The organism is Methylomusa anaerophila (assembly GCF_003966895.1).
GTDB lineage: Bacteria > Bacillota > Negativicutes > Sporomusales > Sporomusaceae > Methylomusa > Methylomusa anaerophila.
Genome location: NZ_AP018449.1, coordinates 1,993,475 through 2,011,678 on the forward strand (window position 1 = coordinate 1,993,475; position 18,204 = coordinate 2,011,678).

At 53.7% G+C, this 18,204-nt stretch carries 14 protein-coding genes and 2 tRNA genes; 13 read left to right on the top strand and 3 right to left on the bottom strand.

What is annotated here, in order from left to right; all coding sequences use genetic code 11:
* Positions 1–14: 14 nt before the first annotated feature.
* The gene (gene fdhF, locus MAMMFC1_RS08840) at positions 15–2,699 is read right to left on the bottom strand and encodes a formate dehydrogenase subunit alpha (protein WP_126308193.1); all 2,685 of its coding nucleotides are present in this window, start codon (positions 2,697–2,699) and stop codon (positions 15–17) included.
* 368 nt (positions 2,700–3,067) lie between these two features.
* Here fdhF and MAMMFC1_RS08845 point away from each other — a divergent pair.
* A tRNA-Gln gene (locus MAMMFC1_RS08845) sits at positions 3,068–3,143 on the top strand.
* 4 nt (positions 3,144–3,147) lie between these two features.
* Positions 3,148–3,223: transfer RNA gene (locus MAMMFC1_RS08850), tRNA-Lys, on the top strand.
* 116 nt (positions 3,224–3,339) lie between these two features.
* Here the strand turns inward: MAMMFC1_RS08850 and MAMMFC1_RS21465 are convergent.
* Positions 3,340–3,816, bottom strand: a complete 477-nt coding sequence (locus tag MAMMFC1_RS21465) for a hypothetical protein (RefSeq protein WP_158618713.1) — start codon at positions 3,814–3,816, stop codon at positions 3,340–3,342.
* A gap of 667 nt (positions 3,817–4,483) precedes the next feature.
* Here MAMMFC1_RS21465 and hpsG (MAMMFC1_RS08865) point away from each other — a divergent pair.
* The 11 genes from hpsG (MAMMFC1_RS08865) (at position 4,484) to MAMMFC1_RS08915 (ending at position 17,584) form a co-directional block, all read left to right on the top strand.
* Positions 4,484–6,967 carry a (2S)-3-sulfopropanediol dehydratase gene (gene hpsG / locus MAMMFC1_RS08865; RefSeq protein ID WP_126308196.1) on the top strand — a complete coding sequence of 828 codons (2,484 nt, stop codon included), beginning with the start codon at positions 4,484–4,486 and terminating at the stop codon, positions 6,965–6,967.
* A 31-nt stretch (positions 6,968–6,998) separates the two neighbouring features.
* Entirely contained in the window at positions 6,999–9,476 is a 2,478-nt protein-coding gene (gene hpsG / locus MAMMFC1_RS08870) for a (2S)-3-sulfopropanediol dehydratase (RefSeq protein ID WP_126308197.1), read from the top strand.
* Positions 9,477–9,486: 10 nt separating this feature from the next.
* Positions 9,487–10,401 carry a (2S)-3-sulfopropanediol dehydratase activating enzyme gene (gene hpsH / locus MAMMFC1_RS08875; protein WP_126308198.1) on the top strand — a complete coding sequence of 305 codons (915 nt, stop codon included), beginning with the start codon at positions 9,487–9,489 and terminating at the stop codon, positions 10,399–10,401.
* Positions 10,402–10,553: 152 nt separating this feature from the next.
* Complete coding sequence (locus MAMMFC1_RS08880) at positions 10,554–11,333, top strand: ABC transporter permease (protein ID WP_126308199.1); 780 nt, start codon at positions 10,554–10,556, stop codon at positions 11,331–11,333.
* A 10-nt stretch (positions 11,334–11,343) separates the two neighbouring features.
* A complete protein-coding gene (locus tag MAMMFC1_RS08885) occupies positions 11,344–12,135 on the top strand; it encodes an ABC transporter ATP-binding protein (protein WP_126308200.1) in 792 nt (263 codons plus the stop codon).
* Between the two features lie 21 nt (positions 12,136–12,156).
* The gene (locus MAMMFC1_RS08890; RefSeq protein WP_126308201.1) at positions 12,157–13,158 is read left to right on the top strand and encodes an ABC transporter substrate-binding protein; all 1,002 of its coding nucleotides are present in this window, start codon (positions 12,157–12,159) and stop codon (positions 13,156–13,158) included.
* A 49-nt stretch (positions 13,159–13,207) separates the two neighbouring features.
* Positions 13,208–14,761, top strand: coding sequence for an AMP-binding protein (locus MAMMFC1_RS08895; RefSeq protein WP_126308202.1), 1,554 nt, complete (start codon positions 13,208–13,210; stop codon positions 14,759–14,761).
* 39 nt (positions 14,762–14,800) lie between these two features.
* A complete protein-coding gene (locus tag MAMMFC1_RS08900; protein WP_126308203.1) occupies positions 14,801–15,064 on the top strand; it encodes a 4Fe-4S dicluster domain-containing protein in 264 nt (87 codons plus the stop codon).
* The gene (locus tag MAMMFC1_RS08905; protein ID WP_126308204.1) at positions 15,048–16,217 is read left to right on the top strand and encodes a 2-oxoglutarate ferredoxin oxidoreductase subunit alpha; all 1,170 of its coding nucleotides are present in this window, start codon (positions 15,048–15,050) and stop codon (positions 16,215–16,217) included. Before MAMMFC1_RS08900 ends, MAMMFC1_RS08905 begins: the two co-directional genes overlap by 17 nt.
* Position 16,218: 1 nt before the next feature.
* Entirely contained in the window at positions 16,219–17,073 is an 855-nt protein-coding gene (locus MAMMFC1_RS08910) for a thiamine pyrophosphate-dependent enzyme (protein WP_126308205.1), read from the top strand.
* Positions 17,060–17,584, top strand: coding sequence for a 2-oxoacid:acceptor oxidoreductase family protein (locus tag MAMMFC1_RS08915; protein ID WP_126308206.1), 525 nt, complete (start codon positions 17,060–17,062; stop codon positions 17,582–17,584). Before MAMMFC1_RS08910 ends, MAMMFC1_RS08915 begins: the two co-directional genes overlap by 14 nt.
* Positions 17,585–17,692: 108 nt before the next feature.
* On the opposite strand, the gene MAMMFC1_RS08920 is transcribed toward MAMMFC1_RS08915, so the two are convergent.
* Complete coding sequence (locus tag MAMMFC1_RS08920; RefSeq protein WP_126308207.1) at positions 17,693–18,145, bottom strand: hypothetical protein; 453 nt, start codon at positions 18,143–18,145, stop codon at positions 17,693–17,695.
* Positions 18,146–18,204 lie beyond the last annotated feature (59 nt).

Genomic DNA, 18,204 nt, shown 5'->3' on the forward strand with positions numbered 1-18,204 from the left:
ATATACCGTACTGCCTACACCGCAGTTTTTTCTACTTTGGCGGCACATGCCTTATATTCATAGGTTTTGGTTATTTTGTCGTACGCACCGCTGGTAATTTGATTCGTGGGAGATGCGGGGTAATGGAAGGACATCCAGATGCCGCCGGGCAGCACGGCAGAGGTTACCCAAGCCTTGGCTTGGACCGATCCCCGGCGGGATGAGACGGTGACGGTATCCTGGTCACTAATGCCTAAACTTTTAGCATCTCCAGGATGGATCATAACCCGCTCCTCAGGACGGTGGGCTGTCAGATTTTTGGAATAACCGGCGGTAGTAATATTATAATGATACAAAATACGGCCGGTAGTAAGCAGCAGCGGATATTCGGCATCAGGCTCCTCGGCGGGCGGTTGATGCTCTATGGCCTTAAATATGCCTTTGCCGTGAGTGAAGTTGCCGTCTTTGTGCAAATACTGGGTACCCGGATGCTCTTTATCGGGTACCGGCCACTGCAATCCTTTTTCATCAATGCGTTCAAAGGAGAGACCGGCGAACATCGGGCTTAGCGAGGCCATTTCATCCATAATTTCACTGGCATGGGTGTAGGACATGGAATAGCCCATTTTGTTTGACAAATCTCTGATAATTTCCCAGTCGGGCCGGCTGTCGCCGATTGGCTCAATAGCTTTGCGGACACGCTGCACACGGCGCTCACAGTTGGTGAAAGAGCCGTCTTTTTCGGCAAAAGAAGCTGCCGGCAGGATAACATCGGCCAATTTGCCTGTTTCGGTCATAAAAATATTCTGCACTACCAAAAATTCGAGACTCTCAAATCCTTTGTGCACATGATGGGTATTGCCGTCCGTCAGCACCGGGTCTTCCCCCATAACATACATCGCTTTCAGTTTACCGCTGACAGCGGCGTCAAACATGTCGGGAAGCATCATCCCGACTTTATCCGGCAGCTTTACCCCCCAGGCTTTTTCAAATTTTTCCCGGGCCTGCGGGTCGGTAACTTTCTGATAGCCGGAATAAACATTGGGCAACGCCCCCATGTCGCAGGAGCCCTGAACGTTATTCTGGCCGCGCAACGGGTTGACGCCGGCGTTGAGTTTGCCCACATTGCCTGTCAGCATAGCTAAATTAGCCAGGCTCATAACATTGTCGGTGCCGCAGGTATGCTCGGTAATGCCAAGGGTGTAGAATATCGCCGCCCGTTCAGCAGTTGCATAGATTTTGGCTGCTTCCAACAGTAAATGCTGCGGGACGCCGGTTATGCCCTCCACATATTCCGGGGTGTATTTCTCCACTACTGCCGCCATTTTATCAAAGTCGGTGGTGCAGTTCTTAATAAATTCCTGATCGTGCCAGCCGGCTTTGAGGATAATACGCATCAGACCGTTAATAAGGGCAATGTCGGTACCGGGCTTAAGCTGCATAAATATATCGGCTTTAGCGGCCAATTCAATTTTGCGCGGGTCGGCCACAATCAGTTTGGCGCCTTTGCGGCAGGCCTGGCGTATTTTGGCGCCGACGACGGGGTGAGCTTCGGTGGGGTTGCCGCCGATCAAGAAAATTACTTTATCGTCACTAATTTCATTAATTGAATTGGTGGATGCCCCGGAACCGAAGGTGGCTGCCAGGCCGGCCACAGTGGGAGCGTGGCAGACCCGGGCGCAATGATCCACATTATTGGTACCGATTACGGCGCGCATAAATTTTTGCATCAAATAGTTTTCTTCATTCACACAGCGGGCCGAGCTGATAGCCGCCAAAGCGTCACTGCCGTGGGCCTGTTTTATTTCATTGAATTTAGCGGCAACCAAATCCAGGGCTTCATCCCAGGAGGCTGCTACGAATTCGCCGTTTTTCTTTATCAGCGGTGTGGTCAGGCGTTCCGGGCTATGAACGTAATCGGTGCCGAAGCGGCCTTTCACACAGGTGAGCCGGCCATTGACCGCACTGGTCAGATTGGAAGTCACGCCGATTACCTTGCCGTCTTTGACATTAAGGTCGTAGTTGCAGCCCACGCCGCAGAAGGGACAGGTTGTTTTGACCTTTTTGTCCGGTGTTCCCGCGCCGTGCATGTTTTTTTCGGTCAAGGCGCCTACCGGGCAAGCCGATACGCAAGTGCCGCAAAACATGCAATTGGATTCGGCGATTGCAACATCAAAAGCCGGCGATATTTTGGTATTGAAGCCGCGTTTCGTCCAATCCAGGGTGTCGCAGCACTGCAACTCCTGGCAGACGCGGACACAACGGCCGCATAATATACATTTGTTGTTATCCCTGACTATGAAAGGATTGCTGTCATCGACGGCAAATTGACGTTTTGCCCCTTCAAAGCGAATTTCCCTGATCCCAAGCTGAGCCGCCAGAGCTTGCAATTCACAATCCTGGTTGCGCTGGCAGGTAAGGCACTCCGGCGGATGGTTGGCCAGCATCAGTTCGACCACGCATTTTCGCGCTTCCTGAATGGCTGGCGACTCTGTGCGCACAACCATTCCCTCAGATACGGAACATGTACAGGCTGTGGACAGTCCCCGCGCTCCTTCGACTTCGACGACACAGACCCGGCAGGCGCCTTCGGGAGTTAAATCAGCAAGATGGCATAATGTGGGAATATGGATGCCGGCGTTACGGGCTGCTTCCCATACGGTGGCACCCTTGTGCGTTTGTACGGGCTGACCATTGACGGTTATAGTGATCATTTCCATTACAAGTATTCCTCTCCTTCAAACTGAAGTATATATAAGATTTTTTTCACATACTAAAGCTAAATCGCGTCATGGTCCACACCCCTTCCAGTATGCTTATAGGTTTTTGCATCTGCTGACATAAAACAAGTTCGTATATAAATATAACCTATAATACATATTAATTTATTCTATGAAAACTTTACAAGAGTTTTATATTCATCCTGAATATTCAAAAATCCTTCTTTTTTATAGTTTTTCACACCACAAATATCCTTACCTGCGCAGGTAAGAATATCATATTGATAAATTTCGCTTCTATTTGTTTGACAAAACTTAAAACCATATATATAATATTTATTAGTCGCAAAATAAAAAATCTATAATAATGGGGCGTCGCCAAGTTGGTAAGGCACGGGACTCTGACTCCCGCATTCCTAGGTTCGAGTCCTAGCGCCCCAGCCATCATGACTCACTAGCTCAACTGGCAGAGCAACTGACTCTTAATCAGTAGGTTCACGGTTCGATTCCGTGGTGGGTCACCAGAAAAATCAAGGCTTCCGAGCATTCGGAAGCCTCTTGTTAATGTAAAATTCCCATTAATCCATAAAAAAGCTAGTAGTCCGTTAACTGGATGAAACCCCTTGCGGGATAGCCGGAGTTACTTTACTGCTTTTAATTGATGAATGGCCGCTTCTTGTTGAAATAGGCGGTTATTTAGCACGTCAAATTTGGCGTTTAGTTCGGAAACATCCTCTTTGGTAGCTGCTTTGCCGGTCAGTACATCAAGATTGTGGCCAATATTATGAAGCTGGGCGTTTACTTCTTCTGAGTTATGCCGGAGCGCATGAATAATGCGGCTATTCTCCATTTGTTGACCTTCAATATTACTGACTGTGGTCTTTAGGTCGGTAATATCGGAATTAATACTGGTAATATCGGATTTAATACCGGCAATATCGGAATTAATACCGGTAATATTGGAATTAATACCGGTAATATCGGATTTAATACCGGTAATGTCGGACTCCATCCGGTCAAGGCGCTGGTCGGTCTGCTGTTGGCCTTGTTTAAGGCTTTGAATATCACCTTTCAAGCCTTTAACCTCTTCAAGTAACAGTTTTAATATCTCTTCCATGCTCTACCCGCCTTTCGAGTCTTATTGTCATCGGTTTGATCAATGACAATAACTGCTAAGACTATTTTACACCAGGGCCGGGAAAAGGGATAGTCCCAAACTATTGTTGATGTGGAAAATCCCCTGCGTATAGTTATAAATACCGAGTACAATTAGGCGCAGGATGATCAAGGCAGAGCTTATAACAGCGAAAACATTAAAATATTGACACCGGACAAACAATGGGGTATACTTGCTACTGACAAATTATTACATTATTAATTAGATTATTACAACTGGCTAGCTAAAGCTGGAGGCTGTATTCCATTCATTGGGATGCAGCCTTTTATAATTGACATAACAAGAGAAGTCGCCCTCCCCCGCCAAGAGTTGAGCGACTTCCGCCCGGCAAACCTCATGCAAGAGGATTTTTTATGTTCAATTGAGATGTTAACGTTCTAAAATGCGACTCGTGGAAAAGGAGATGGATAGTATGCTACTCGGGATCTCAATCTGGCCAAAAAGTAGTATCTCCGTGAAATATTGTTGAATTATTGGCCCATTCCTGCTACAATTAAATAAATTACATACAGTGAATTAGTAGCTGATCAGATGACTGAAGGCTAGATTACCGGCAGCGGTAGTCTAGCCTTTTTTGTTTTTTATTTTACTAAGGAGGGAAGCCGGTATGTCGCCAGGCAGCACGGTACTGTCGCCGCAGGAAAAACGAATTCAGGCCGAATGGCAAGGCTCAAACCCCGCCCCGGACAGAGCAAGGGTGTATGCGATCTTAAACAGCTTTAAAGGTGCCCGGCCGCGGATTGATATTGAAAGAGCCCGCTATTTTACCGAATCATTCCGCCGGACGGAAGGCGAGCCTTTGGTACTTCGCTGGGCTAAGGCCTTACAGCATATTGCCGAGAACATCACGGTCTACATTGACGAGCATCAGCTCCTGGCCGGCCGGGTGGGCCAGCCTGGCCGCCACGGCATTCTCTACCCGGAACTGGACGGCGATTTTCTCGATACCGCACTGGAAGAGCTGCCGAAACGGGGGGCTTCGCCTTTCGATATCGCCAGCCGGGACGCCGGGATTGTAATCAGCCGGATCGCTCCCTACTGGAAAGGCAAAACCTTTCATGAAAACCTGGCCAAGGCCCTGCCGGCCACGACTATTAAGCTGACCTATGATCCGGAGAATGTTTTAAACTCCCGCTTTATCGTCAATGAGACGGCCTCTTTCCGTTCGTCTATCCAATGGGTCCATGATTATGAGAAAGTACTGAAAAAGGGCTTTAAAGGACTGCGGGAAGACGCCGACGCCCGGCTGGCCGCCTTAGACCCTTTAAGTCCGGTGGACAACACCGAGAAGGCGCCGTTTCTGCAAGCCGTCATTATTGTGTGCGACGCCATTGTTATCTGGGCGCGGCGGCATGCCAAACTGGCGGCCGAGCTGGCGGAAGCGGAAGGCGACTGCCAACGCAAAGCCGAATTATTGGATATTGCCAGGCTATGCCAGCGGGTGCCGGAAAATCCGGCCCGCACCTTCCACGAAGCCCTGCAGGCGCAATGGTTTACCCAGTTGTTCTCCCGGCTGGAACAGAAGACCGGCACCATTATTTCCAACGGCCGCATGGATCAGTACTTATTTTCCTACTATGCCCAGGACCTGGCGGCAGGCCGTATCACCCCCCGGCAGGCCACCGAATTGCTGGAATGCATGTGGGTGGGGATGGCGCAGTTTGTTGATCTGTATATTTCGCCCACCGGCGGGGCCTTTAATGAAGGCTATGCCCACTGGGAGGCTGTTACCGTCGGCGGCCAGACCCCTGACGGCCGGGATGCCAGCAACGAATTGACCTACCTGTTCCTGCAGTCCAAACGGGATTTTCCCTTAAATTATCCCGATCTGGCGGCCCGCATTCACGCCCGCGCCCCGGAGCGGTATTTGTACGAAGTGGCTGATACCATCAAGGACGGCTCGGGTTTTCCCAAGCTCATCAACGATGAAGAGGTCATTCCGCTGCTGCTGGCCAAAGGGGCCGGCCTGGAGGAAGCCTATGACTATGCGGTTTCGGGCTGTTCGGAATGCCGGATGCCCAACCGGGATACCTATACCAGCCCCTGCGCCTACATTAATTTTGCCGCCGCCCTGGAGATGACACTATATAACGGCAAAATGCAGCGGTACGGCGACGAGACCATCGGCCTTACCACCGGCGACCCGCGCACCTTTACCACCTGGGAGGATTTCTGGCAGGCCTATCTTAGCCAGCAGACCAACTTCCTGAAGCATGCTTTTATTCAGCAGCACACCATCATCCGGCTGCGGCCCCGGCATTTTGCTGTGCCTTTGGCCTCGGCGCTGCATGATTTATGCATGGACAGCTGCCGCGACCTGCATTCGCCGGTTATTCCGGGCGGCATTGATCTGGGGTATTTTGAGTTTATCGGTTACGGGACGGTGGTGGACTCGCTGTCTGCCGTCAAGAAGCTGGTTTACGAGGAACAGCGGCTGACCATGGACCAGTTACTGACGGCCCTGGCCAACAATTTTACAGGCAGCGAGATTGTCCGGCAATGGCTGCTGCGGGCGCCCAAGTACGGAAACAATGATCCCTACGCCGACGACATTGCCAAAGCGGTTGACCTGGAGGCATTGCGCTTTGCCAGAAAATACTCGCAGGAACTGGGAGTCCACTTGGATTTGCGGTATGTACCGTTTACCTCCCATGTGCCGTTTGGCAAAGTGGTCAGCGCCACGCCCAACGGACGGGAGGCATGGACACCGCTGGCCGACGGCTCGTCGGCCTCCCACGGCGCCGATGGGCACGGGCCGACCGCCGTCTTATTGTCCAATTTTAATTCGAAAAACTATAACTACCGGGAACGGGCGGCGCGGCTCTTAAACATCAAACTGAGTCCGGCCTGCGTGGCCGGCGAGAGCGGCACAGCCCGACTGGTAGCCTTTATCAGGACCTGGTGTGACTTAAAACTGTGGCATCTGCAGTTTAATATCATCAATAAGGCAACCTTGCTGGCGGCGCAAAAGGAACCGGACAAGTACCGGGATCTGCTGGTCAGGGTGGCCGGGTACAGCGCCTATTTCACCGACCTGTCGCCCGATCTGCAAAACGATATGATCGCCCGCACCGAGCACGACCAGGTTTAACAAAGTTTTTTAAAAATAAGGAGGGTTAGCCATGGCATTAGCCACTGCTCTTTTATCACCGCAGGAACAACGGCTTGAGGACGAACGGCAAGGCCGGCACCAGGCTGCCGGCAGGCCGCGACCGTACGCAATTTTCAATGCCATTAAAGGCACGAAGCCAATCATCGATATCGAACGCGCCAAGTATTTCACCGCATCCTTTAAAACCACCGAAGGTCAGCCGCTCATTCTGCGCTGGGCCAAGGCATTGAAGCACATTGCCGGGAACATCACCGTATATATTGACGACCGGCAGTTGCTGGCCAGCCGGGCGGGGTGCCCGGGCCGGTACGGACTCATCTATCCGGAACTGGACGGCTGCTTTTTAGGCAAAGTTGCCGAACTGACCAATCGTGTTGAATCGCCCTTTTCCATCAGCGAGGAGGATTTACGCTGCATCGAGCAGGAAATTGCCCCTTACTGGCAGGGCCGGACATTTTACGAAGATCTGGCCCGGTCGCTGCCGCCCGATGTCTTGCGGGTAACCTATGACCCGGATGAAATAACCAAATCCAGGTATATTGTGAATGAAACGGCGACCATGCGCTCGGCGCTGCAATGGGTGCATGATTTTGAAAAAGTATTGCAAAAGGGCTTTAAAGCCATCCGCCAGGAAGCCGAGGAACGGCTGGCAGCGCTGGATTTGTTTGACCCGCAGGACGCCCTGGAGAAAGCGCCTTTTCTGGAGGCCGTTATTCTGGTGGCGGACGCCATTGTGATATGGGCCAAGCGCCATGCCGCGCTGGCCGCCAGGCTGGCCGCAACTGAAGTTGATCCGCAGCGAAAAGCCGAGCTCCAGGCGCTGACCGCAATCTGCGAGTGGGTGCCGGAGAATCCGGCCCGGACTTTCCACGAAGCCGTCCAGGCCCAATGGTTTACCCAAATGTTTTCCCGGCTGGAGCAAAAGACCGGGGCCACCATTTCCAACGGGCGGATGGATCAGTACTTTTATCCGTTCTACAGGGCCGATGTTGAGCAGGGCCGGCTGGACGCCGAGGGCGCCAAGGAACTGCTGGAATGCATGTGGGTCGGCATGGCCCAGTATATGGATCTGTATGTCAGTCCCGCCGGGGCCTGCTTCAATGAAGCGTATGCCCACTGGGAGGCGGTGACTATTGGCGGCCAGGATGAGAACGGCGAGGATGCCACCAATGAGCTGACCTATTTGTTCCTGGAATCCAAACGCGAATTCCCCATCAACTATCCCGATCTGGCGGCCCGGGTTCACGCCCGCTCGCCGGGACGCTACCTGTATGAAATCGCCGAGACGGTAAAGGAAGGCTCCGGCTTTCCCAAACTGATCAACGATGAAGAGGTCATCCCGCTACTGGTCGCCAAAGGCGCCGCTTTCCGGGAGGCCAATACCTATGCCGTCTCCGGCTGCACCGAGGTCAGGATGCCCAACCGCGATACCTATACCAGTCCCTGCGCCTATGTTAATATCGCAGCGGCCCTGGAACTGGTCCTGTACAACGGCCGCATGAAGATCTACGGCCCCGAATTCTTGACGCTCGCCACCGGCGAACTGGACAGCCTGGCAACCTGGGAGGATTTCTGGCAGGCCTATCTTACCCAGCAGACCTATCTGCTGAAGCAGGCTTTCAAACAGCAGTATCTTGTCAACAGCCTGCGGGAAAAGCATTTTGCCGCGCCCCTGGGCTCCACCCTGCACGACCAGTGCCAAAAGCAGTACAAGGATCTGCATGCGGCCCAAATCGCGGGCGGCATTGACCTGGGCTATTTTGACATTATCGGCTACGGCACGGTGGTGGATTCACTGGCCGCCATTAAAAAACTGGTGTATGAAGACCGGAAACTATCCCTGGCGGAACTGTTTGCCGCCCTGGATAATAATTTCGCGGGCTATGAGGCCACCCGGCAATTGCTGTTAAACGCTCCCCGCTATGGCAATAACGACCCTTACGCCGACGGGCTGGCCAAAAGCATTGATCTGGCGGCGCTGGAATTTACCCATAAATATTCCCGGACCATTGGCGCCAGTCTGGATCTAAGGTATGTGCCGGTCACTTCCCATGTGCCTTTCGGCAAGGTGGTCGGGGCGACGGCCAACGGCCGCAAGGCCGGGACGGCCCTGTCCGACGGTTCGTCGGCCTCCCATGGCGCCGATACCAAGGGCCCGACCGCCGTACTAATGTCCAACGCCAATTCCAAAAATCTGGGCTATAAAGAACGAGCCGCCCGGCTCTTAAATATCAAATTAAGCCCGGCGTGCGTGCAGGGTGAGGCGGGTACCGACAAAATTACCGCCTTCATCCGCAGCTGGTGTGATTTAAAACTCTGGCATTTGCAGTTTAATATCATCAACAAGGAGACACTGCTGGCGGCACAGAAAGACCCGGACAAATACCGGAACCTGCTGGTGCGGGTGGCCGGCTACAGCGCCTACTTCATCGATCTTTCCCCTGATCTGCAGAATGACGTGATTGCCAGGACCGAGCACAGCCTGTAGGAGGAACGCGATGGAAGCCAATCACCAACATGCAGGTTATGTATTTAACATTCAGCAATTTTCGGTCCATGATGGCCCGGGGATCAGAACCATGGTGTTTCTTAAAGGCTGCCCGCTTAGGTGCCGCTGGTGCAGTAACCCGGAATCCCAGGATACCAGGCCGGAGCTGGCTTATAACCCGAACAAATGCATCGGACTTGCCGCTTGCGGCAGTTGTCTCAAGGCTTGTCCGCATAAGGCGATTAGACCGGCGGACAATGACAAGCCGGCGGTGGACAGGGAGGTCTGCCGGCGGTGTTTCAACTGTACGACGGCGTGTCCGACCACGGCGCTGCACACCTTCGGCCAGTTGATGACTGTTGACGATATTTTAGCGGTGGTGGAAAGCGATAATGTCTTTTATTCCCGGTCGGGCGGGGGTCTGACGGTGAGCGGCGGCGAACCGCTGCTGCAGGGCGATTTCACGCTGGCCTTGCTTAAGGAGGCCAAACGCCGCCGGCTGAACACCGCCATGGAAACCAGCGGCTATGCCCACTGGCAGACGCTGGCAGAGGCATGCCGCTATCTCAACACCTTGATCTATGATATTAAATGTCTGGATGCCGGCCGGCACCGGACCCATACCCGGCTGCCCAACCAGCTCATTCTGGAAAACTTCAACAAAGTGACCGCCGCCTTTCCCGACCTGCCGGTGCTGGTCAGGACACCGGTAATCCCCGGTTTTAATGATACCGAGGCCGACATTGCGGCGATCAGCGACTTCCTTAAGGGACGGGCTGGCGTCAGCTACGAGCTGCTGCCCTATCACCGTCTGGGACAGCAAAAATACGAGTTCCTGGGAATAGAGTACCCGCTGGGCGGGACAAGTCTGAACGAGGCTACGCTGGCGCGGCTGCAGGCGGTAAAAAACCAGAAACAGTATTGACAGCTATGTTTAGGTCCGCTATACTAAATCTATCTATGCTGATCAGATAACTGAAGGCAAAGAATTTCTTAAGAAGCCCTTAAGAATTCTTTGGCCTTTCTTTTTTATTTTCAAAATTCAGCTAAGGAAAAAGGGGGAAACAGGGAGGAGCAATGAAAAAAATTGTTTTGTGGCTGCAGGAAAACTATCTTGCACTCGTGGCGCCGGTTATTTTGCTGGCTATCTGGGAGGCCGCCGGTAAATACGGTTTAATCCGGACCAACCTGCTGCCACGGCCTTCTGCCATTGCCGAGACTCTGCTGGAATTATTGAAATCCGGTGAACTGCTTGTCCATCTGGGGACAAGTATTCTGCGGGTGGCCGAAGGCTTTATTATCGGGGCGGCACTGGGCGTACTGGTGGGTGTCCAGGTAGCGCTGGTGAAAAAACTGCGGATTGCCGTCAGTCTGATCTTTGGGATACTGCGGCCCATTCCCGTAATTGCCTGGATTCCGGTACTTATTCTCTGGATGGGGATCGACGAGGCCTCCAAGATTACCGTTATTGCCATCGGCAGCTTTTGGACGGTACTGGTAAGCGTGGTCCAGGGCATCCGCAATGTGGACAAAAAATACCTGGAAGTAGCCACCATCCTGGAAAAAGATCATATAACACTGCTGACCAAAGTGATTCTGCCGGCGGCGCTGCCGTCGATCTTTACCGGGGTTCGCGTCGGCATTGACGTGGCCTGGCGCAGCGTGGTGGCGGCCGAACTGATTGCCGCCGCGTCAGGGATTGGTTACATGATTATGTATGCCCGGGAATTGTCGCAAATCGATGTTGTGTTAGTGGGCGTACTTTCCATCGGCTTTACCGGCATCATTATTGATCAGCTGCTGCGGCTGCTGGAAAAGCGTTTGTTGAGATGGAACATAAATCTGCATGATTCCTAGGAGGTAAGCAATGAGCATCACTGCGACAACACCACAAACGCTCACCATCACTAATTTGAATAAAACCTTCCAAATTGCGGGTAAGCCGGTCCCGGTTCTCAAAGATATCAATCTGACGGTAAAGCCGGGCGAGTTTATCAGTATTATCGGTCCCAGCGGCTGCGGCAAAAGTACGCTGCTCCGGCTGGTTGTCGGTCTGGAGCGGGGCTTTACCGGCGAAATCCGCCTGGGTGAGAACTTAATTCAGGGACCGGGCGTCAACCGGGGCATGGTTTTTCAGGAAGCCCGGCTGTATCCCTGGCTGACGGTGGCCGAGAATGTGGCCTTTGGCCTGGGTAACGGGCCCAGCAAGGCGGAAAAGCAGCGTATTGTGCAGGAACATCTGGAACTGGTGGGGCTGGCCGGCTTTGTCAATGCCTATCCGCACCAGTTATCCGGCGGCATGCAGCAGCGGGTCAGCATCGCCCGGGCCTTGGTCAACCGGCCGCAGGTGCTGCTCCTGGATGAACCCTTTGGCGCTCTCGATGCCATGACCCGGATCAATATGCAGCAGGAAATTATCCGCATCTGGCAAGCCGAGAAGACCACCATTCTCCTGGTTACCCATGACATTGACGAAGCCATTTTCCTGGGGGACCGGGTGGTGGTCATGTCGAAACTGCCGGCAACGGCTAAATCCATTATCCCGGTTGATTTGCTCCGGCCGCGGGACCGGAACAGCTTTGATTTTGTAAGAATCCGCAAGACCATTTACTCCGAATTTTTCGCCGACGTCGAAGTGCCGTTTGCCTACAGTATCTAAAAAATAAAAAGGAGTCGAAAAATGGATAAGAAAAAACTGACAGTATTGCTTCTGGTATTATTTGCAATCGGTATTTTAGCAGCAGGCTGCGCCAGCAACGGCGCCAAACCGGCCGCCGGAGAAAAAAAGGCGGAAAAACCGCAAGAGATTCATGTAGCCTATCAAAACTCCAGTATTATTATTTTGCTGGCCAAAGCCAAGGGTATGTATGATGAGGAATTCGCCAAAGACGGGGTAGCGATAAAATACGACCTCTATCTGTCCGGGCCGCCCATGATTGAAGCCTTTGCCGGCGGCCGCGCCGACTTCGCCCATACCGGCGATATGCCGCCTGTATCGGCCCGTTCGGCCGGTGTGGATATTAAGGTCATCAGCCGCGCCGGCTATACTCCCGCCGGCAATGCCCTGCTGATCCGGCCGGATGCCCCTTATAAAGGGGTAAGCGAGCTGAAAGGCAAAAAGATCGCGGTGCAGGTTGGTTCAAGCGCCCATCATTTCTTGATTCTCTTACTGCAGAAAAATGGTGTGAATCCTAATGACGTCGATATCGTCAACCTGCCGGCCAGCGATCATCAGGCCGCGCTGGAGACCAATAATGTCGCTGCGGTTGCCACCTGGGAACCGTGGACTTCCGTTTTGGAGAATGCCAAGGCCGGCAAGGTTCTGGAAGATTCCTCCAGCGGGGTTAAACGGTATATCGGGGTATTCCTGGCTCGCAATGAGTTTGCCCAAAAGTACCCGGAGTACACCGAACGGATCCTTAAAGTCAACGAGAAAGCCGCCGAATTCATGAAAAAGAACCCGGATGAAGCGCTGGAGCTGATTGCCAAGGAAAGCAAACTGCCGGTATCGGCGATTTCCCGTATCGTAAAGGACTCTAACTGGGATTCGCAGATTGTGCCGGAAGATATTGCCGCGCTGCAGCAGGTCAAAGACTTCCTCAAAGAAACCAAGGTGCTGAAGAAAGACTTTGATATCAATGAATTATTTGACGATACTTATTATAAAAAGATCAAGCAATAGGAATACGGCGGGCACTTTTATACAGTATGCCGTATAAGGGGAGAGCACTGTGGAGTTTGAATCCTTGGCGCAACTGCTAGCTTATCGCGCTGCCAACGACCGGGAGCGCATTTTTTTATCATCACCTGAACAACAGCTTGACGTAACCTACGGCGCTTTTTATCAGACCGCCCGTGAATTTGCGCAGTACTTGGCGGACCAGGGCCTGCAGCCAAAAGCACGGGTGGCTTTGCTGCTGGAAAACGGTTTGAACTGGGTGGTGGCTTTCTGGGGCGTTTTGCTGGCCGGCGGCGTTGTTGTGCCGCTTAATCCGAAGTACAAACCGGCGGAAACAGCCGGCCTGCTGACCCAGGCCGCTGTCCGGCTGATTGTCGCCGACGAGGCCGGAGCCCAGGCATTGCCGCCCGGTCTTGGCGGCGCCGGGGCCGGGCATTATCTGGCCGATAGCTGTTCAGTGGAAGCGCTGCTGGTTGTCCCGCTGTTGCCGCCGCAGCCCGCGCCGGCAGCGGCAATCGCCGCGCCGAAGGCTGAGGACGAGGCCCTGGTGCTGTTTACCTCCGGGTCAACCGGTATTCCCAAAGGCGTAGTGCTCACCCATGGCAACTTGCTGGCCGAGGCCGGCTTTATCCGGCAGGGGCACCGCTTAACCGCGCAGGATATTGTTTTGTGCATCTTGCCGTTTTTTCACATCAACGGCCTGGTTATCACCCAGATCACGCCGGTATTGAGCGGCGGACGGGCGGTTGTTCCCCGTAAGTTCAGTGCGCGACAGTTCTGGCAATGGGTAACCCGCTATCAGATAACCTGGTTCAGCGGCGTGCCGACCATTTTGTCCATCCTGCTTTCCAAGACCACCACGACCACCACGGCAGATACGCCGTCGACCAGTCTGCGGTTCGCCCGCTCGGCCTCCTCCTCCCTGCCTGTGGCCATTCTGACCGAGTTCGAGAAGCGGTTCAAGGTGCCGGTCATCGAAGCCTATGGCCTGTCGGAAGCCGGCAGCCAGGTGGCCACCAACCCGCTGCCGCCGGCTGTCAGAAAAGCCGGTTCCGTGGGTCTGCCGGCCGGCAATGCCCTGCGGGTTGTTGATGAACACGGCCGGCCGGTTCCGGCCGGGGTGGCCGGGGAGGTCGTCCTGCAGGGCGCCAATGTGACCCGGGGCTATCTCAATAACCCGGTAGCAAACCGGGAAAGTTTTAAAGACGGCTGGTTCTATACCGGCGACCTGGGCTATTTTGACGAAGACGGCTATCTTTTTCTGACCGGCAGGCGCAAGGAGTTAATCAACCGGGCCGGTGAGAAAATTTCGCCGCGCGAGGTGGATGAAGTCCTGTATCAATTGGCCGGGATCGAGGTGGCGGCGGCGGTTGGCGTACCCGACAAGCTGTTCGGCGAAGAAATTGTCGCCTTTGTGCAGCTGCGGCCGGGGGCCGAGTTAAGTACCGACACCGTGGTTGCCCATTGTAAACAATGCCTGGCGGATTTTAAAGTTCCGAAAAACATTGTATGTATTAATGACTTCCCCAAAGGTCCCAACGGCAAGATCCAGCGTCGCAAGCTGGTTGAACTGTATCAGCAACTTACGGCAGCCACTGAAGTCTAATCACAGGACGAAGTATTCGCAAGAAAGGGGAGTGCGGTTATGGCTTGTGAACCAAAACAAGGCGCCTATCAGGTAGAGGTCGACGGGCAGGGCTGCAAAGCCTGCGGCTATTGCCGGGAAGTCTGCCCCCGAGAGGTATTCGGCCAGGCCGATTATTTCAATGACAAAGGCTATAAGCCGGTGCAGGCTACCGCGCCGGAAAACTGTATCGGTTGCCGGCGGTGTTTTTTCGCCTGTCCGGATTTTGCCATCAATATCGCGAAGCGACCGGTAAAGGAGGATTGTCATGAAAAGAGTATTTGACACCGGCAATGCCGCCATTACCGAAGCCGCTATTTTTGCCGGCTGTAAGGTTTTCGCCGGCTATCCGATCACCCCGGCCACCGAGATTGCCGAAAATATGTCCCGCCGGCTGCCGCAGATCGGCGGTTATTACGTCCAGGCCGAAGACGAACTGTCGGCTATGCATATCTGTGTTGGGGCCTCGTTGGGGGGGCTAAAAGCCATGACGTCGACGTCCGGTCCCGGCTATATCCTGTTCGCCGATCCTTACGGCTGGGCCTTAGGCAGCGAAATTCCCGTAGTTGTCGTCAATGCCCAGCGGGTCGGTCCGGTGAGCGGAATTACCGGCGCGCCCGGCCAGGGCGAGTTTTACTTCAGCCGCTACCCGACCCATGGGGGAAATTTTGAAAGCATCGTGTTGGCACCCAACAGCGTCCAGGAAGCTTTCACCCTGACCGTGGAGGCTTTTTATCTCGCCGAACGGTTCCGCATGCCGGTCACGGTCCTGGCCGATCAGATTGTCACCGATGGCTGGGAAACGCTGCTGATTCCCGAGACAGACGAGGAAATAAAAACGATGGGACTCAGGGTTGTTCCCCGGCAAATTAATTATGGTCCGGAATTCTATCCGGCCACCGATGCGATCGATGTTCCGCCGGTGGTCCTGGGGCATAACACCGGCGCCGCCTGTTCGGACTGGACACCCACCGCCGAGGGCTTTGACACCGAGGAAGTGGAATGGCAGCACAAGCATGCCTATCGCCTGATTTATAAAGTAAGAAATCACAAGGATATCTTCACCCGCTATGAAGAACTGGAAATTGAAGATGCGGATGTCATCCTGGCAGCTTACGGCAGCCCGTCGCGGGTACTAAAGAGCGCCGTAAAAGCAGCCCGGGAGCAGGGCCTGAAAGTGGGAGGCATCCGCCTGGCTTCCATCTGGCCTTTTCCGGATGAAGCCTTTAGCCGCAAGGCCAAATACCTGTCGGTGGAACTCAACTATGACGGTCAGCTGGTACGGGAAGTGCAGCGGACCGTTCCCAAAGACAGCCGGGTGCATTTTCTGGGAAGATGCGGCGAACTGCCCAAGGTGGAAGAGCTGGTGGCAGCCGCCCGGGATTTAATCAATGACCGGCCGCTCACAAGCGTAAAATGGCAGCGGGAGGCTTGGTGACATGGACTATTTAGCAACAAAGTACCTCAAAGCAAAAAAAATACCCAGCACCGCCTGCAGCGGCTGCGGTCTGGGCCAAGTGCACAAAAAAGTATTGCTGGCTATTGATGAGCTGGGGCTCAATACCGGCGATGTGGTATGGGGCACAGGCATCGGCTGTTCCGGCCGGCAGACCTTCAACACCTGGAAAGGCGATAACTTCGCCGGCACCCATGGCCGGGTGTATGCCATTGCCACCGGTTTGCGGCTGGCACTGCCGCCGGCACAAAAAATCATCCTTACCGTGGGTGACGGCGACGCTTTCGGCATCGGCCTGCTGCACCTCTTGCATTCAGTGCGACGCAATGTGGATATGACCGTCATCGTGGCCGATAACTTCGGTTACCAGTCTACCGGCGGCCAGTATGGCTGCACAACCCCCCGCGGCTCGATTACCGACAGCAGTCCGTATGGCATGCAGGACCCCAACTGGGTAGAGGACGGACGGGACATCCTGGATATCCTGCGGGCAGCCGGCGCCGGCTTTTTGGCCAGACATACCAGTATCGAAGGCCAAAATGCCGTGGAGAGCATTAAAAAGGCCATTCAGTTTACCGGTTTTTCCCTGGTGCATATCATCTATCCCTGTATCACTAATTTTGCCGGCAAGGCCTTGGGGTCCCGGAAGCCGGTGGTTGCCTACCGCTGGCTTAAGGAGCGCACCAACCCTGATCCGGCCGCCAAAGAAAAGATTGAGGGAATTACCTTTACGACTGGCATTTATCATGAAACGGCAGCTGGTCGGCCGGAATTTGCCGAGCATCTGCGGCAATTTACCGCAGCGGTGCGAAAGGAGGGACAACATGCAGCGGACTGAGATTTTAATTAGCGGCTTTGGCGGCCAGGGTGTTGTCCGCCTTGGCCAGATTTTCAGCACGGCGGCAGTCTATGAAGGCCTGTTCACCACCATGCTGGTAAGTCACGGCACCGAAACCCGGGGCGGCTATGTTCGTAGTCAGATTGTGGTGTCCGGCTCGCCCATCGACAGCCCGGTCGTGGAAAATCCGGCCTACTTCTGCGCCATGTCCAAATCAGCCTATAGCAAATTTGCCGGTCTGGTTAAAGCGGGTACGATTATCTATGATCCAGGCTATATTGAACCCGACCTGAGCACCGGTGTCCGTCACACCGCCCTGCCGGCCCGCGATATCGCCGTCCGGGAACTGGGCCGCGACATCTTTGCCAATATCGTTTTTCTCGGTATGCTGGGGCAGCAGCTGAAAACTGCCGTCAGCAGGGAGAACCTGATAAAAGCCTTACAGGCGCGGGTGCCGAAGTTTGTGGAGGAGAATGTAAAGGCGTTTGCGTTGGGGTATAAGGCAGGGTAATACAGTAACCCGTATTTAATAAATGTTACAAGCGTCCTGTGAGGACGCTTTTCTTGTGTCTGAGACCGGATACAAGAAAACGGGGGACACAGATTTGGCAGCCGCCATCTATAGGGAACGCTCCAACTCAAATTCCCAGTCCGTTTCTTCCGACCACCATCTGGGGTAATGCCGGCGTTCATATATCTTGCGGAAAAAAAGCCCCTGCGGCAAAAATTCCCCCGGCGACAGGTTGACCGGTATATCCCGGAAAGTTTCCACGGCAACCAGCATGTCCTCCTGGTTGCTGTTGCGTCCCCATAGCTTTACGGTTATGCTTTTAATTCTTTTGATTTTTACCTCACCGCTATTGTAAAACACCCCCTCAGCATAGGCTATGTTGCCGTCAAACCCGGCCCTGTCCACCCGAAACTCAATCAGCGCCTCAGGCGCGGGCAGAGTTTTCGGATTATTGGCAGGCGTGGGGGGAGTTTTTATGCCGGCAGGCGCGGCAAAGGCGGTAACAACAGATAATAGAAGCAATAAGATGATTATAATCGATATCTTTTGATAAATGATCAAAATAACCCCTCCCGATATTTTGTGGTTAATATTGGACATTATTTAAGAAATTCCTGCTT

Coding starts and splice junctions, on each gene's coding strand:
- fdhF (WP_126308193.1), bottom strand. CDS start 2,699: ATGGAAATGATCACTATAACCGTCAATGGTCAGCCCGTACAAACGCAC.
- MAMMFC1_RS21465 (WP_158618713.1), bottom strand. CDS start 3,816: ATGGAAGAGATATTAAAACTGTTACTTGAAGAGGTTAAAGGCTTGAAA.
- hpsG (WP_126308196.1), top strand. CDS start 4,484: ATGTCGCCAGGCAGCACGGTACTGTCGCCGCAGGAAAAACGAATTCAG.
- hpsG (WP_126308197.1), top strand. CDS start 6,999: ATGGCATTAGCCACTGCTCTTTTATCACCGCAGGAACAACGGCTTGAG.
- hpsH (WP_126308198.1), top strand. CDS start 9,487: ATGGAAGCCAATCACCAACATGCAGGTTATGTATTTAACATTCAGCAA.
- MAMMFC1_RS08880 (WP_126308199.1), top strand. CDS start 10,554: ATGAAAAAAATTGTTTTGTGGCTGCAGGAAAACTATCTTGCACTCGTG.
- MAMMFC1_RS08885 (WP_126308200.1), top strand. CDS start 11,344: ATGAGCATCACTGCGACAACACCACAAACGCTCACCATCACTAATTTG.
- MAMMFC1_RS08890 (WP_126308201.1), top strand. CDS start 12,157: ATGGATAAGAAAAAACTGACAGTATTGCTTCTGGTATTATTTGCAATC.
- MAMMFC1_RS08900 (WP_126308203.1), top strand. CDS start 14,801: ATGGCTTGTGAACCAAAACAAGGCGCCTATCAGGTAGAGGTCGACGGG.
- MAMMFC1_RS08905 (WP_126308204.1), top strand. CDS start 15,048: ATGAAAAGAGTATTTGACACCGGCAATGCCGCCATTACCGAAGCCGCT.
- MAMMFC1_RS08910 (WP_126308205.1), top strand. CDS start 16,219: ATGGACTATTTAGCAACAAAGTACCTCAAAGCAAAAAAAATACCCAGC.
- MAMMFC1_RS08915 (WP_126308206.1), top strand. CDS start 17,060: ATGCAGCGGACTGAGATTTTAATTAGCGGCTTTGGCGGCCAGGGTGTT.